Origin of the sequence: Rummeliibacillus pycnus (assembly GCF_044359855.1) — a bacterium.
Lineage (GTDB): Bacteria > Bacillota > Bacilli > Bacillales_A > Planococcaceae > Rummeliibacillus > Rummeliibacillus pycnus_A.
In genome coordinates this window covers 2,438,260-2,451,968 of the sequence record NZ_CP132291.1, presented here as the reverse complement: position 1 = coordinate 2,451,968, position 13,709 = coordinate 2,438,260, and the positions used below count along the sequence as shown (strand labels likewise).

General features: G+C 38.1%; 22 protein-coding genes. 20 read left to right on the top strand and 2 right to left on the bottom strand.

Annotated features, from left to right (window positions below; translation table 11 throughout):
- Positions 1–30: 30 nt before the first annotated feature.
- From rpsH to rpsI, 20 genes are all read left to right on the top strand, one after another.
- Entirely contained in the window at positions 31–429 is a 399-nt protein-coding gene (gene rpsH / locus Q8X41_RS12040) for a 30S ribosomal protein S8 (protein ID WP_397536568.1), read from the top strand.
- A 32-nt stretch (positions 430–461) separates the two neighbouring features.
- Positions 462–1,001, top strand: coding sequence for a 50S ribosomal protein L6 (rplF, locus tag Q8X41_RS12035; protein ID WP_397536567.1), 540 nt, complete (start codon positions 462–464; stop codon positions 999–1,001).
- A 33-nt stretch (positions 1,002–1,034) separates the two neighbouring features.
- Positions 1,035–1,394: a 50S ribosomal protein L18 gene (rplR, locus tag Q8X41_RS12030; protein ID WP_397536566.1), complete on the top strand. Its 360-nt coding sequence runs from the start codon at positions 1,035–1,037 to the stop codon at positions 1,392–1,394.
- A 21-nt stretch (positions 1,395–1,415) separates the two neighbouring features.
- Positions 1,416–1,919, top strand: coding sequence for a 30S ribosomal protein S5 (rpsE, locus tag Q8X41_RS12025; protein WP_397536565.1), 504 nt, complete (start codon positions 1,416–1,418; stop codon positions 1,917–1,919).
- Positions 1,920–1,933: 14 nt separating this feature from the next.
- On the top strand, positions 1,934–2,116 hold the full coding sequence (gene rpmD, locus Q8X41_RS12020) for a 50S ribosomal protein L30 (protein WP_397536564.1): 183 nt from the start codon (positions 1,934–1,936) through the stop codon (positions 2,114–2,116).
- 32 nt (positions 2,117–2,148) lie between these two features.
- Positions 2,149–2,589, top strand: a complete 441-nt coding sequence (gene rplO / locus Q8X41_RS12015) for a 50S ribosomal protein L15 (protein WP_397536563.1) — start codon at positions 2,149–2,151, stop codon at positions 2,587–2,589.
- On the top strand, positions 2,589–3,875 hold the full coding sequence (secY, locus tag Q8X41_RS12010) for a preprotein translocase subunit SecY (RefSeq protein ID WP_397536562.1): 1,287 nt from the start codon (positions 2,589–2,591) through the stop codon (positions 3,873–3,875). Before rplO ends, secY begins: the two co-directional genes overlap by 1 nt.
- A gap of 65 nt (positions 3,876–3,940) precedes the next feature.
- The gene (locus Q8X41_RS12005) at positions 3,941–4,594 is read left to right on the top strand and encodes an adenylate kinase (RefSeq protein WP_397536561.1); all 654 of its coding nucleotides are present in this window, start codon (positions 3,941–3,943) and stop codon (positions 4,592–4,594) included.
- Positions 4,595–5,023: 429 nt separating this feature from the next.
- Entirely contained in the window at positions 5,024–5,242 is a 219-nt protein-coding gene (infA, locus tag Q8X41_RS12000; RefSeq protein ID WP_038179110.1) for a translation initiation factor IF-1, read from the top strand.
- A gap of 37 nt (positions 5,243–5,279) precedes the next feature.
- A complete protein-coding gene (gene rpmJ / locus Q8X41_RS11995) occupies positions 5,280–5,393 on the top strand; it encodes a 50S ribosomal protein L36 (protein WP_000868344.1) in 114 nt (37 codons plus the stop codon).
- Between the two features lie 24 nt (positions 5,394–5,417).
- Complete coding sequence (rpsM, locus tag Q8X41_RS11990) at positions 5,418–5,783, top strand: 30S ribosomal protein S13 (protein ID WP_102693564.1); 366 nt, start codon at positions 5,418–5,420, stop codon at positions 5,781–5,783.
- A 25-nt stretch (positions 5,784–5,808) separates the two neighbouring features.
- Positions 5,809–6,198: a 30S ribosomal protein S11 gene (gene rpsK, locus Q8X41_RS11985; protein WP_053997247.1), complete on the top strand. Its 390-nt coding sequence runs from the start codon at positions 5,809–5,811 to the stop codon at positions 6,196–6,198.
- 134 nt (positions 6,199–6,332) lie between these two features.
- Positions 6,333–7,277, top strand: coding sequence for a DNA-directed RNA polymerase subunit alpha (locus tag Q8X41_RS11980; protein WP_397536560.1), 945 nt, complete (start codon positions 6,333–6,335; stop codon positions 7,275–7,277).
- A 51-nt stretch (positions 7,278–7,328) separates the two neighbouring features.
- Positions 7,329–7,709 carry a 50S ribosomal protein L17 gene (rplQ, locus tag Q8X41_RS11975; protein WP_397536559.1) on the top strand — a complete coding sequence of 127 codons (381 nt, stop codon included), beginning with the start codon at positions 7,329–7,331 and terminating at the stop codon, positions 7,707–7,709.
- A 392-nt stretch (positions 7,710–8,101) separates the two neighbouring features.
- Positions 8,102–8,947: an energy-coupling factor ABC transporter ATP-binding protein gene (locus Q8X41_RS11970; RefSeq protein ID WP_397536558.1), complete on the top strand. Its 846-nt coding sequence runs from the start codon at positions 8,102–8,104 to the stop codon at positions 8,945–8,947.
- On the top strand, positions 8,923–9,795 hold the full coding sequence (locus Q8X41_RS11965; protein WP_397536557.1) for an energy-coupling factor ABC transporter ATP-binding protein: 873 nt from the start codon (positions 8,923–8,925) through the stop codon (positions 9,793–9,795). Before Q8X41_RS11970 ends, Q8X41_RS11965 begins: the two co-directional genes overlap by 25 nt.
- Positions 9,792–10,589, top strand: a complete 798-nt coding sequence (locus tag Q8X41_RS11960; RefSeq protein WP_397536556.1) for an energy-coupling factor transporter transmembrane component T family protein — start codon at positions 9,792–9,794, stop codon at positions 10,587–10,589. Before Q8X41_RS11965 ends, Q8X41_RS11960 begins: the two co-directional genes overlap by 4 nt.
- A gap of 23 nt (positions 10,590–10,612) precedes the next feature.
- Positions 10,613–11,362: a tRNA pseudouridine(38-40) synthase TruA gene (gene truA, locus Q8X41_RS11955; RefSeq protein ID WP_397536555.1), complete on the top strand. Its 750-nt coding sequence runs from the start codon at positions 10,613–10,615 to the stop codon at positions 11,360–11,362.
- 179 nt (positions 11,363–11,541) lie between these two features.
- The gene (gene rplM, locus Q8X41_RS11950) at positions 11,542–11,979 is read left to right on the top strand and encodes a 50S ribosomal protein L13 (protein ID WP_397536554.1); all 438 of its coding nucleotides are present in this window, start codon (positions 11,542–11,544) and stop codon (positions 11,977–11,979) included.
- Positions 11,980–12,000: 21 nt separating this feature from the next.
- Positions 12,001–12,393, top strand: coding sequence for a 30S ribosomal protein S9 (gene rpsI, locus Q8X41_RS11945; protein WP_146550579.1), 393 nt, complete (start codon positions 12,001–12,003; stop codon positions 12,391–12,393).
- 350 nt (positions 12,394–12,743) lie between these two features.
- Here rpsI and Q8X41_RS11940 read toward each other — a convergent pair whose 3' ends face one another.
- Both Q8X41_RS11940 and Q8X41_RS11935 read right to left on the bottom strand, forming a co-directional pair.
- Positions 12,744–12,899: an ACP phosphodiesterase gene (locus tag Q8X41_RS11940; RefSeq protein ID WP_397536553.1), complete on the bottom strand. Its 156-nt coding sequence runs from the start codon at positions 12,897–12,899 to the stop codon at positions 12,744–12,746.
- A 103-nt stretch (positions 12,900–13,002) separates the two neighbouring features.
- Positions 13,003–13,593 (bottom strand): undecaprenyl-diphosphatase, encoded by a 591-nt coding sequence (locus tag Q8X41_RS11935; protein WP_397536552.1) that lies wholly within the window; start codon positions 13,591–13,593, stop codon positions 13,003–13,005.
- Between the last annotated feature and the right edge of the window lie 116 nt (positions 13,594–13,709).

The window sequence follows — 13,709 nt, the reverse complement described above, 5'->3', positions numbered from 1 at the left end:
TCCCCTAATTTGGGAAGGAGGTAAATTGTAATGACTATGACAGATCCAATTGCAGATATGCTTACACGCATTCGTAATGCTAACATGGTCCGTCACGAAAAATTAGAGCTTCCAGGTTCTAATATCAAAAAAGAAATCGCTGAAATTCTTAAGCGTGAAGGTTTCATTCGTGACGTTGAATATGTTGAAGATGACAAACAAGGTATTATCCGTATCTTCTTAAAATACGGTCAAAATAACGAACGCGTTATTACAGGTTTAAAACGTATTTCTAAACCAGGTTTACGTGTTTACGCTAAAACTAATGAAGTACCAAAAGTGTTGAACGGATTAGGTATCGCTTTAGTTTCAACTTCACAAGGTTTATTAACAGACAAAGAAGCTCGCGCTAAAAAAGTTGGCGGCGAAGTTCTAGCATACGTTTGGTAATTAGCAACAAAAGAATGGAGGTGCAACATTAAATGTCTCGTATAGGTAAAAAGCCAATCGAGGTACCTGCAGGTGTTACTGTATCAGTAAGTGCTGATAACGTAGCAACTGTAAAAGGACCAAAAGGCGAATTAGTTCGTGCTTTTAACAAAGATATTAAAATCGAACAAGAAGGTAATGTGATTACTTTAACACGTCCTTCTGAATCTAAAGAACACCGTACAAACCACGGTACAACTCGTGCTTTGCTTGCTAACATGGTAACAGGTGTATCTGAAGGATTTGCTAAATCTCTAGAATTAGTTGGGGTTGGTTATCGTGCTCAAATGCAAGGTAAAAAACTTGTATTGAACGTTGGTTACTCTCACCCAGTTGAATTCACACCAGAAGATGGTTTAGTAGTCGAAGTACCTTCTAACACTAAGGTTATTGTTAAAGGTATTTCAAAAGAAAAAGTTGGAGCTCTTGCTTCAAACATCCGTGACGTACGTCCACCAGAACCTTATAAAGGTAAAGGGATCCGTTACGAAGGCGAATTCGTTCGTCGTAAAGAAGGTAAAACAGGTAAATAATGCTGCCTAAGCATTAGAAAGGAGTGACCCTTTGTGATTACGAAACAAGATAAAAATCAAGTTCGTAAAAAACGTCATGCTCGCGTACGTGCTAAAATTTCAGGTACTACACAACGTCCACGTTTAAATGTATACCGTTCAAATCAACACATTTACGCTCAAATTATTGACGATACTCAAGGCGTAACACTTGCTTCAGCTTCAACTATGGATAAAGGTTTTGAAGGCACTGCAAGCAATGTGGAAGCTGCTACAAAAATTGGTGAAACAATCGCTAAACTTGCTGCGGAAAAAAATATTAAAGCTGTTGTATTTGACCGCGGTGGTTACTTATATCATGGACGCGTAAAAGCTTTAGCTGAAGCTGCTCGCGAAAACGGTTTAGAATTTTAATAAGAAGGAGGTACACTTATCATGGGTCTTAATTTTGACGCAAACAATCTAGAACTTGAAGAACGCGTTGTTACTATCAACCGCGTTGCTAAAGTTGTAAAAGGTGGACGTCGTTTCCGCTTCACTGCATTAGTTGTAGTCGGAGATCGTAATGGCCATGTAGGTTTTGGTACAGGTAAAGCTCAAGAAGTACCTGATGCTATTCGCAAAGCTGTAGAAGATGCGAAGAAAAACCTTATCGAAGTTCCACGTGTTGGTGGTACTACACCTCACTTAGTAATTGGAAGCTTTGGTGCAGGAAATATCTTGATCAAACCTGCTGCTCCTGGTACAGGTGTTATCGCTGGTGGTCCAGTACGTGCCGTACTTGAACTTGCTGGTATTTCTGATATTCTTTCAAAATCTTTAGGTTCAAACACACCAATCAACATGGTGCGTGCAACTATTAAAGGTTTATCTGAATTAAAACAAGCTGAAGAAGTTGCAAAACTTCGTGGTAAATCAGTAGAAGAATTACTAGGTTAAGGGAGGGAAATAACATGTCAAATAAACTAGAAATTACCCTCACTAAAAGTATTATTGGTGCTAAACCAGCACAACGTAAAACTATTGAAGCATTAGGTTTACGTAAAATGCATCAAACTGTTGAACATGCTGACAACGTAGCTATTCGCGGTGCGATCACTAAAGTTGCTCATTTAGTAACAGTAACAGAAAAATAATTTTAAATTTAATAACAAGGAGGTGCCATCTAATGAAACTTCATGAGTTAGAACCAGCTACTGGTTCACGTAAAGAACGTAACCGTGTTGGCCGTGGTATTGCGACTGGTAACGGTAAAACTTCTGGTAGAGGTCATAAAGGTCAAAATTCACGTTCAGGCGGCGGCGTTCGCCCTGGATTTGAAGGTGGTCAAAACCCACTTTTCCGTCGTTTACCAAAACGTGGCTTCACTAACATTAACCGCAAAGAATACGCTATCGTAAATCTTGATGTGTTAAATCGTTTTGAAGAAGGCACAGAAGTTACACCAGCTTTACTTGTTGAAACTGGCGTTGTGGGTAAAGAAAAAGCAGGTATCAAAGTTCTGGGTAACGGTTCTCTTGATAAAAAGCTTTCTGTAAAAGCTCATAAATTCTCTGCGTCTGCAAAAGCAGCAATTGAAAATGCCGGCGGAAACATTGAGGTGATTTAATGTTTCGAACAATCTCTAACTTTATGCGCGTGAGAGATATTAGAAATAAAATCATTTTCACCCTTTTGATGTTGGTAGTTTTCCGTTTAGGATCATTCGTTCCAGTACCAAATGTAGATGCTGAAGTATTACAACAGACTGATCAATATAGCTTGGTTGGTTTCTTGAATACTTTTGGCGGTGGAGCTCTTAAGAACTTCTCTATTTTTGCGATGGGAATTATGCCTTACATTACGGCATCAATTATTGTTCAACTGTTACAAATGGATGTTGTGAAGAAGTTCACTGAGTGGTCAAAACAAGGTGAAGTTGGGCGACGTAAAATTTCCCAATTTACACGTTACTTTGCAATTGTCCTTGCTTTTATTCAATCAATCGCTATGTCTTACGGTTTTAACCGTATGTACGGCGGTTCATTGATTAAAGAAGAAGGAGTATTGACTTACTTAACAATTGCAATCGTGTTAACTGCTGGTACAGCATTTTTATTATGGCTAGGCGAACAGATTACAGAAAAAGGTGTTGGAAATGGTATTTCCATAATTATCTTCGCTGGGATCGTTGCTGCATTACCAAATACAGTGAACCAAATTTATGCTCAACAGTTTGAAAATGCTGGTGACCAATTATTCATCAACATTATCATGCTTGTCGTAATTGCATTAGCGGCTATAGCAATTGTAGTTGGCGTTATTTACGTTCAACAAGCGAATCGTAAAATTCCAATTCAATATGCAAAAGGCTCTGGAGCACAACGTGGAGCACAACAATCTCATCTTCCATTGAAAGTTAACTCTGCCGGGGTTATTCCAGTAATCTTTGCTGTTGCATTTCTTGTAACACCAAGAACGATTGCTACTTTCTTTGAAGATAATAAAGTAACACGATTTATTGAAAAAACGTTTGATTATGGTCAACCAATTGGGATGATCTTATACGTAGCGTTAATTATAGCGTTTGCGTATTTCTATGCGTTTGTTCAAGTAAATCCAGAAAAAGTTGCAGATAATCTGAAAAAACAAGGTGCATATATTCCAGGTATTCGTCCTGGTAAAAACACTCAAGATTATTTAACAACTGTTTTATATCGCTTAACATTTGTAGGGTCAATTTTCTTGTCAGTAGTGGCAGTTCTTCCAATTTTGTTTATCAATATTGCAAATCTTCCATCATCTGCACAAATTGGCGGTACTAGTTTGCTAATCGTAGTTAGCGTTGCGTTAGAAACGATGAAACAATTAGAATCACAACTTGTAAAACGACACTATAAAGGTTTCATGAAGTAAAAGTTGGTTTTTTGGAACGGTATTCGTTCCTAAAAACCTTCATACTAATATTGGGGGCACTCCGTATGAATATCGTTTTAATGGGTTTGCCTGGTGCTGGTAAAGGTACTCAAGCAGACAAAATTGTTGAGAAGTACGATATCCCTCATATTTCTACAGGCGATATGTTCCGTGCAGCTATGAAAAACGGTACGGAATTAGGGCTTGAAGCTAAATCGTATATCGATAAAGGTGCTTTGGTACCTGATGAAGTAACGATTGGCATCGTTCGTGAACGTTTAAGCCAACCTGATTGTGATCAAGGATTCTTACTAGATGGCTTCCCACGTACTACTACTCAAGCTGAAGAATTGGATGGTATTCTATCTGGTCTTGGCAAAAAAGTAGAACACGTTGTGAATATCGAAGTAGAACAAGAAGAATTGATTAAACGTTTAACAGGTCGTCGTATCTGTAAAGTATGTGGCTCTTCTTATCATTTAGTTTTCAATCCTCCAAAAGAGGAAGCGAAATGTGATAAAGATGGAGGAGAACTTTATCAAAGAGCAGACGATAATCCGGAAACGGTCACTAACCGTCTGGAAGTAAATATCAAGCAATCTCAACCATTACTTGATTTTTACAATAAGAAAAATGTTTTAACTAACATTAATGGTCAGCAAGATATCAATGATGTATTTGCTGATGTTGATGCTCTATTAAAAGGCAACCGCAACTAATACCCGATCAAGGGCGCAGATTTCTGCAACCGCGGGAGTATGTGGTAGCGCATAGCGGAAAGTTATTTTCGAGAGCTGCAAAAGCATATTGTACCCGGTCTATACACTGATGAATAATTTGTATCTTTTGTAGGATACCATTTATCTTTGATGCAATCTCTATTCTGAAAGGGTATAATGGGTTTCGTGGAAAAGTATCTGTGTAAACGGGTATGCAGGATCTCATCTAGGATAGCCGGGGAGCGTGTGAGATACAGGTATAACCTGGCACATAAATCTTGGTTCGAGAAGCGAAGCCTGATGAGCGTCTTTCGAACATCTCTCATACAATCCAAACATATGTTGAGGCATGTAACTTACTCTTGCAGCAAATTCCGAAAGAATTTGACGAAAAGAACCTGAATTGCATATAGAAGGGAGACAGGGTCGATGGCGAAAGACGATGTAATTGAAATCGAAGGCACAGTTGTTGAAACTTTGCCAAACGCGATGTTTAAGGTAGAATTAGAAAATGGTCATACAGTTCTTGCTCACGTATCGGGCAAAATTCGTATGCACTTTATTCGCATCTTACCTGGAGATAAAGTAACAATTGAGTTATCTCCATATGACTTAACTCGCGGTCGTATCACATACCGTTTTAAATAATCTTTTGCACTCCGGACCACTAAGGAGGTTAGGTTAGATGAAAGTGAGACCATCTGTGAAACCGATCTGCGAAAAATGTAAAGTTATTCGCCGACGCGGTAAAGTAATGGTAATCTGTGAAAATCCTAAACACAAACAAAAACAAGGATAATTCCCAAGGAGGTGCACATCGTACATGGCACGTATTGCTGGTGTTGACATTCCACGCGAAAAACGCGTTGTAATTTCATTAACATACATTTTCGGTATCGGTAACACTACAGCTAAGAAAGTTCTTGCTGACGCTGGTGTTTCAGAAGATACTCGAGTTCGTGACTTAACTGAAGACGAACTAAACAAAATCCGTGAACAATTAGATAAATACAAAGTTGAAGGTGACTTACGTCGCGAAACTTCACTTAACATCAAACGTCTAATGGAAATCGGTTCATTCCGCGGTATTCGTCACCGTCGTGGCTTACCAGTTCGTGGACAAAATTCTAAAAACAATGCGCGTACGCGTAAAGGTCCTCGTAAAACTGTAGCTAACAAGAAAAAATAATAGGTAAAGGAGGTTTCTTCTTAACATGGCACGTAAACAACAAACTCGTAAACGTCGTGTGAAAAAAAATATCGAAGCTGGTATTGCACACATCCGTTCTACATTTAATAATACAATTGTAACCATCACTGACATGCAAGGTAATGCTGTTTCATGGTCTTCAGCTGGTGCGCTAGGTTTCAGAGGTTCACGTAAATCTACACCATTCGCTGCACAAATGGCTGCTGAAACTGCTGCTAAAGCATCTCTAGAACATGGTTTAAAAACTTTAGAAGTAACTGTTAAAGGTCCTGGTGCAGGTCGTGAAGCTGCTATCCGTGCACTTCAAGCTGCAGGTTTAGAAGTTACAGCTATCAAAGATGTAACTCCAGTTCCTCATAATGGTTGCCGCCCACCAAAACGTCGTCGTGTATAATAGTTGCAACTCTCTTATGTATTGAGTACACTTTTTATACACAAACAGAATAACAATCTTAATGATTGATTGACATTCGATTTTATGATGGAATTAATACCATATATTCGATGTTTTGAAGGAGGGTAAATTGAATGATCGAAATTGAAAAACCAAAGATTGAAACCGTTGAGATCAGTGATGATTTAAAATACGGCAAGTTTGTTGTAGAACCACTTGAACGTGGGTATGGCACTACTTTGGGTAATTCACTACGTCGTATCCTTCTGTCTTCTTTACCAGGAGCTGCTGTAACCTCAATCCAAATTGACGGCGTACTACACGAATTCTCTACTATTGAGGGCGTTGTAGAAGATGTTGCATCAATTATTTTGAACATTAAAAAGCTAGCTTTAAAAATCTATTCTGATGAAGAAAAAGTCATCGAAATTGATTTTAAAGGTGACGGGGTTGTAACTGCTGCGGATATTACGCATGACAGTGACGTAGAAGTATTAAACCCAGATCTATACATTGCAACTGTTGCTAAAAATGGTCATCTTCGTATGCGTATGTATGCGCAACGTGGACGTGGATACACTCCAGCTGATCAAAACAAACGTGAGGATCTTCCTATCGGCGTGATCCCGATCGACTCTATTTACACTCCAGTTTCACGCGTCAACTACACAGTTGAAGGTACTCGTGTTGGACAATCTTCTGATTACGATAAACTTTCACTAGATGTGTGGACAGATGGCAGCATCGGTCCTAAAGAGGCGATTTCGCTCGGAGCTAAGATTTTAACCGAGCACTTAAATATCTTCGTTGGTTTAACTGATGAGGCAAAAACTGCTGAAATCATGGTTGAAAAAGAAGAAGATCAAAAAGAAAAAGTTCTAGAGATGACTATCGAAGAACTAGATCTTTCTGTTCGTTCTTACAACTGCCTAAAACGTGCAGGCATCAATACTGTTCTTGAACTTGCTAACAAGTCTGAAGACGATATGATGAAAGTACGTAACTTAGGACGTAAATCATTAGAAGAAGTAAAAGCGAAGTTAGAAGAGCTTGGTTTAGGGTTACGAGAAGAAGACTAAGCGATTTTAAAATATGTATGATCAGTAATTGAACGAAGGAGGGAAACATCCATGGGTTACAGAAAACTTGGACGTACAAGTTCTCAACGTAAAGCGATGTTACGTGATTTAGCAACAGACTTAATCATTAACGAACGCATTGAAACAACAGAAACTCGTGCGAAAGAATTACGCTCAGTAGTTGAAAAAATGATTACTCTAGGTAAACGCGGTGACTTACACGCTCGTCGTAAAGCTGCAGCATTTATCCGTCGTGAAGTAGCAACTTCAACTGATGCTGAAGGTAATGAATCAACAGTTTTTGCACTTCAAAAATTGTTTGATGATGTAGCACCACGCTACGCTGACCGTCAAGGCGGTTATACTCGCATTATGAAAATGGGACCTCGCCGTGGTGACGGTGCGCCTGTAGTTGTAATTGAATTAGTTTAATTATAACGATGCGGGGGAGGGTGTACTTGTTCACAACAATTTGAACTTACACCCTCTTTTTTTCAAAAAATGAAGATTTATACGACAAATTTAAAAGCTGAGCGTTATGATGAGCGGACATTGTGCTGTCTCGTTTAGCTCTACGCACCCCATTCACGTTTAAGGTCTGAGCAACCTTTGAACGGGAGATATCCACTTATGCGCATTTCTCTGAATGGGGTGCGCGCTTTTTTATTTCATTTTGATAGTAATTCTTAGATTCGACTTTTGCCATAACGGGCAAAGTCGTATTTTTTTAATAAAAACTAATTCCAGCTAGTAATCATACATAAAACAGTGTAAGTTATAGAAGAGCAGAGCTTAGTATAGTCTAGTGAGAGGAGTTTAAACACATGCATGAAATCTTATCACTGAATAATGTGACATTCACATATGCACCTGATGAGCCCGCAGTAAAAAATGCAGTGGAAGATGTTTCTTTTAAGGTTGAAGAGGGCGAATGGATTGCAATTGTAGGTCATAACGGTTCAGGTAAATCAACCATTGCCCGCCTAATTAATGGTTTGCTTTTTCCTCAAAAGGGGAATGTGCAAGTTATGGGGCAAACATTAAACGAAGAAAATTTATGGGAAGCTCGTTCTCAAATCGGAATGGTTTTCCAAAATCCAGATAACCAATTTGTGGGGGCTACCGTACAAGATGATGTAGCCTTCGCTTTAGAAAATAATGGTATTCCATATGAGGAAATGTTCAAGCGTGTACATGATGCCTTACAGCAAGTAAAAATGCAAGGCTATTTAAATCATGAGCCTCAACATTTATCAGGTGGGCAAAAACAACGTGTTGCTATAGCAGGAGCACTTGCGCTACAACCACGCTTACTTATTTTAGATGAAGCAACATCCATGCTCGATCCTCAAGGGCGTCAAGAGGTACTCTCGATTGTAAGAGCCCTACGTGAAGAAACAGGGTTAACCGTTTTATCAATTACCCATGATTTAGAAGAAGCAATCATGGCTGATCGTTTATTGTTTATGAATGGTGGAAAAAAGTTTGCTGAAGGAACTCCATCTGAAATTTTTGCATTAGGCGATCGATTAGTTGAACTTGGATTGGATTTGCCATTTGCGATGAAACTTACAAAGCTTTTACAAGCAGAAGGTGTACAACTTCTAGGTGAATACATGACAGAAGAACAGTTGGTGAATGATCTATGGACATCGAACTTCAAAAAGTAAGCTTTGCATATGCACCTGGAACGCCTTTTGAAAAAAGAGCGTTATTTGATGTAGAATTAGCTATTCCTTCAGGTAGTTATCAAGCCATCATCGGACATACTGGTTCAGGTAAATCAACAGTCTTGCAACATTTAAATGCATTATTAAAGCCTACAGAAGGAGCCATACGTATTGGCAATAAAACCATTACTGCAGGTAAAAAAGAAAAGGATTTACGTTTAGTACGTCAAAAAGTGGGTATTGTTTTTCAATTTCCTGAACATCAATTGTTTGAAGAAACGGTAATAAAAGATATCATCTTCGGGCCCATGAATTTTGGTGTTTCAGAGGAGGAGTCCATTGAACGTGCACATACATTAACGAAGTTAGTAGGACTTCCTGAAACAGTACTTGAGAAATCCCCTTTTGACTTATCAGGTGGGCAAATGCGTCGGGTAGCTATTGCTGGTGTATTAGCAATGGAACCTGAAGTGATTGTTTTAGATGAACCAACAGCTGGGCTGGATCCTAGAGGCCGTAAAGAAATTATGGATTTATTTTATCAATTACACAAAGAACGTAATCTAACGACAATTCTGGTAACACATAGCATGGAGGATGCAGCACGGTATGCTGATCACATAGCAATTATGCATGAAGGACGTTGTGTACTAACAGGCACACCACAAGAAATTTTTAGTGATGCTGATAAATTAGCGAGCTATCGTTTGGAAGTGCCTCATATTGTTCATTTTCAAAATCAACTTGAATTGAAAATTGGTCGTAAGCTTCCAAGGCTTTGTTTAACAGAAGAAGAGTTGGCAAAGGTGATTGCGCAAGTGTTACGTGAGGAGCGTGATCACCAATGATGGATAAAATGATTTTCGGCCGTTTCATACCAGGGGATTCATTTGTTCATAGATTGGATCCACGTTCTAAGCTGGTATTTGTATTTGCGTTTATCATTGTTGTGTTTTTGGCTAATAATACGCCTTCATACATTGCTCTATTAGTATTCACATTACTAATAATATTGATGTCACGCATTAAAATGTACTTTTTGATCAATGGTTTAAAGCCTGTTTTAATATTGATGGTATTTACTTTTTTATTGCATATATTCTTTACAAAAGAAGGACCATTAATATTTGAGTGGAAGTTTATCCATATTCACGAAGAAGGGCTTAGACAAGGGATCTATATTTCCATTCGTTTTTTAGTATTGGTGTTTGTGACATCCATCTTAACATTAACAACTTCTCCTATTTCTATTACGGATGGGATGGAAGTGTTGTTAAATCCGCTGAAAAAGTTAAAACTACCTGTACATGAATTAGCGTTAATGATGTCCATTTCATTACGCTTTATCCCAACATTAATGGATGAAACAGACAAGATTATGAAGGCACAAATGGCAAGAGGTTCTGATATTACAACAGGCACAATTAAAGAGCGAATAAAAGCAGTTGTTCCATTATTAGTTCCGTTATTTGTAAGTGCTTTTAAACGAGCAGAAGATTTAGCAATAGCTATGGAAGTTCGTGGGTATCGCGGTGGAGAAGGAAGAACTCGTTATCGTCAATTAAAATGGAGTATAGGAGATACGATAGCTCTTCTTTCCATTGTGGTGATGACAATTGTATTAGTATATTTGCGTAGTTAATAGAAATAGGAGATTGCATAACGATGAAAAGAAGAATGAAAGCCACCATCGCATATGATGGTACCAATTTTTCGGGATACCAAGTACAGCCTAAACAAAGAACTGTACAACAGGAAATTGAAAAGGTACTTACCAAAATGCATAAAGGTGAGATTGTCCATGTGACAGCAAGTGGTCGAACAGATGCCAGGGTCCATGCAACAGGACAGGTTATCCACTTTGACACAACATTGTCTATTCCTCTTGATCGTTATGCACGAGCATTAAACGTTCAATTGCCACGAGATATTCGTGTTGTGAATATTGAGGAAGTATCTGATGATTTCCATTCTCGTTATAGTGTCCATGGCAAGCGGTATCGCTATATTTGGTCATGTGAAGAGATTCAGAGCCCTTTTAGACGTTTTTATGCGACACCCACCAATGGGGTGAAGCCAGATGTTAAGGCAATGGAGGAAGCAGCACAGTACATTCTGGGAACTCATGATTTTTCATGCTTTTGCGCAGCAAATACAAGTGTGCAAGATAAAGTTCGTACAGTCTCTTTTTTAGCATTCGAGTGGCACGGAGAAGAACTGAATATGGTGATTGAAGGAAATGGCTTTTTATATAATATGGTGCGTATCATTGCAGGAACACTTTGGGAAGTAGGGATTGCTAAACGTCAGCCATGCGAGTTGGCTGAAATCATTGCATCTTTAGACAGAGGAAATGCAGGTAAAACTGCATTACCACAAGGTTTATACCTTGAAAATGTGCACTATGAAGATTGAAGCAACATTTCCAGGTGTTTTTCTCGAAATGCTTGACTTACATTGCTATATGTTGTAAGATGACATATGGTATTTTCATTACCCCACAAGATAAGCCCCGAATCTTAGCTTTTGAGGATAAAGAAAACAATTGGAACAGAGTAATAGAAACAATTTGATAATTGTAGGAGGATACTAAAATGCGTACAACATTCATGGCTAAAGGTCACGAAGTAGAACGTAAATGGTTAGTTGTAGACGCTGAAGGCCAAACTCTTGGTCGCTTAGCTTCTGAAGTAGCTGCTATTTTACGTGGTAAACATAAAGCAATCTATACACCAAACGTTGACACAGGTGATAACGTAATCATCATCAACGCAGAAAAAATTGAGTTAACAGGTAACAAATTAAAAGGTAAAATTTACTACCGCCATACTCAATTTGCTGGCGGTTTAAAAACTCGCACAGCTGGCGAAATGAAAGAAAAATATCCAACTAAAATGTTGGAATTAGCAATTAAAGGCATGCTTCCTAAAAACTCTTTAGGTCGTCAAATGTTCAACAAACTACATGTTTACACTGGTTCTGAACACCCACATGCTGCACAAAAACCTGAAGCTTACGAGCTTCGCGGATAATAATTAGAGGAGGATACAACCTTGGCACAAGTTCAATATATCGGCACTGGTCGTCGTAAAAGCTCAACTGCCCGCGTACGTTTAGTACCAGGCGAAGGCAAAATCGTTATCAACAACCGCGACGTTGAAAACTACGTCCCATTCGCATCTTTACGCGAAGTTATTAAACAACCATTAGTAGCAACTGAAACTCTAGGTAGCTACGATATTTACGTAAACGTAAACGGTGGTGGTTTCACAGGTCAAGCAGGCGCAATTCGTCATGGTATCGCTCGTGCGTTACTAACAGTTGACCCTGATTTCCGTCCAGCACTTAAATCAGCAGGTCTACTTACTCGTGACCCTCGTATGAAAGAACGTAAAAAATACGGTCTTAAAGGTGCTCGTCGTGCACCACAATTCTCAAAACGTTAATATCAGCGTTATATCAACGTTTTCAAGCCCTTTCTCGGATTTACCGAGAAAGGGTTTTTTTACGTTTAAATTTAGATTGAATACCCTTTGAATACCTTTTAGAAATCCATAAAGTCCTCAAACATGTTTGCAACGTTGTCTTTCGCTGTTAGAGTGACATGAGTCCGAGATGTTCATAGAAATATAACTATGTTCCAATCTAACTTGACCATTTTTAATGCTTATATCAGCTCCTAAAAGCAGAGAGGGATGTGTATTCGAAATCTAAGTAACGATTAACAAATAAAAAAGCAGTACCTACACTTTTATAGTGGAGGTACTGCTATATTAAATGGTAGGAGCTTTATTAATTAAAATACACTTGCCAATATAAGAGCTTTTTCAAGGACATCTGAAATAATTTCTTCTGTTTTAGCTGAAAATTGGTTAGGACCCTCAATCACTACTTTCGCTCTTTCCTTTACACCGAAAAAATTCATCATACTTGTTACATATCTAACAGCCATTCCTTTTTAAGCTGTTGGTCCTTTAAAATATACACCTCTGCTTGCAGATTTTTATCGAAAAAATAAAAGTGACCGTTTTTTTACGGTCACTTTTATTATTTTTCTATCTATATATCTCTTTATTGTTCTTTTCAAACTTGTTGATACGATGGTAAATGCGGAATAGTAATTGTACTAGAGGTTCCAATTTGTTTGAAAAATAAATGACTAGACTACTTGTTGCAAATGAAAGTACTATACTTCCTATCACGTCAAATGGGTAATGAACGCCAACATAAACACGTGAAAGTCCAACCATTGTAGCCCACAGTAAAATAATATATTTCCCACGAGTATTCCGTAAAAGCAATGTCCATGCAATAGCAAATACTAATATTGCATGATCACTTACGAAAGAAGAATCTGCAGCATGCGGTACTAATTTGTGTACATGGTGTGCTACAAATGGACGTGGGTGATAATAGACCATATGAATAATTACATTAATGAATAATGCAATGGCTGAAGAAAAAACAGCATATAATGCTGTATATCTTATTTCGATACCTTTTTGTTTATTTCCTATAAACCAAAGGTAAAATAACAAAAGGACTACCACATAAGGGACACTATTCGAAAGAAATACCATAAAATGATCCAATAAGCTTGAGTGTCCGGCTAGTCCGTTAATTTGTTGAAATAGCTCGTAATTCATTATTTTAATTCCTCCACAAAATAAATTCTATATTAATTGACGAATTAACATAATTTAAGTTCGCTATTTCAGGATACTATAGAAAAAGAGATTATGAATAAAAATAGAATGAAAAA

Bases quoted from the DNA above. Each gene is read 5' to 3' on its own strand.
- rpsH (WP_397536568.1), top strand. From the start codon at position 31: ATGACTATGACAGATCCAATTGCAGATATGCTTACACGCATTCGTAAT.
- rplF (WP_397536567.1), top strand. From the start codon at position 462: ATGTCTCGTATAGGTAAAAAGCCAATCGAGGTACCTGCAGGTGTTACT.
- rpsE (WP_397536565.1), top strand. From the start codon at position 1,416: ATGGGTCTTAATTTTGACGCAAACAATCTAGAACTTGAAGAACGCGTT.
- rpmD (WP_397536564.1), top strand. From the start codon at position 1,934: ATGTCAAATAAACTAGAAATTACCCTCACTAAAAGTATTATTGGTGCT.
- rplO (WP_397536563.1), top strand. From the start codon at position 2,149: ATGAAACTTCATGAGTTAGAACCAGCTACTGGTTCACGTAAAGAACGT.
- secY (WP_397536562.1), top strand. From the start codon at position 2,589: ATGTTTCGAACAATCTCTAACTTTATGCGCGTGAGAGATATTAGAAAT.
- Q8X41_RS12005 (WP_397536561.1), top strand. From the start codon at position 3,941: ATGAATATCGTTTTAATGGGTTTGCCTGGTGCTGGTAAAGGTACTCAA.
- infA (WP_038179110.1), top strand. From the start codon at position 5,024: ATGGCGAAAGACGATGTAATTGAAATCGAAGGCACAGTTGTTGAAACT.
- rpmJ (WP_000868344.1), top strand. From the start codon at position 5,280: ATGAAAGTGAGACCATCTGTGAAACCGATCTGCGAAAAATGTAAAGTT.
- rpsM (WP_102693564.1), top strand. From the start codon at position 5,418: ATGGCACGTATTGCTGGTGTTGACATTCCACGCGAAAAACGCGTTGTA.
- rpsK (WP_053997247.1), top strand. From the start codon at position 5,809: ATGGCACGTAAACAACAAACTCGTAAACGTCGTGTGAAAAAAAATATC.
- Q8X41_RS11980 (WP_397536560.1), top strand. From the start codon at position 6,333: ATGATCGAAATTGAAAAACCAAAGATTGAAACCGTTGAGATCAGTGAT.
- rplQ (WP_397536559.1), top strand. From the start codon at position 7,329: ATGGGTTACAGAAAACTTGGACGTACAAGTTCTCAACGTAAAGCGATG.
- Q8X41_RS11970 (WP_397536558.1), top strand. From the start codon at position 8,102: ATGCATGAAATCTTATCACTGAATAATGTGACATTCACATATGCACCT.
- Q8X41_RS11965 (WP_397536557.1), top strand. From the start codon at position 8,923: ATGGACATCGAACTTCAAAAAGTAAGCTTTGCATATGCACCTGGAACG.
- Q8X41_RS11960 (WP_397536556.1), top strand. From the start codon at position 9,792: ATGATGGATAAAATGATTTTCGGCCGTTTCATACCAGGGGATTCATTT.
- truA (WP_397536555.1), top strand. From the start codon at position 10,613: ATGAAAAGAAGAATGAAAGCCACCATCGCATATGATGGTACCAATTTT.
- rplM (WP_397536554.1), top strand. From the start codon at position 11,542: ATGCGTACAACATTCATGGCTAAAGGTCACGAAGTAGAACGTAAATGG.
- Q8X41_RS11940 (WP_397536553.1), bottom strand. From the start codon at position 12,899: ATGGCTGTTAGATATGTAACAAGTATGATGAATTTTTTCGGTGTAAAG.
- Q8X41_RS11935 (WP_397536552.1), bottom strand. From the start codon at position 13,593: ATGAATTACGAGCTATTTCAACAAATTAACGGACTAGCCGGACACTCA.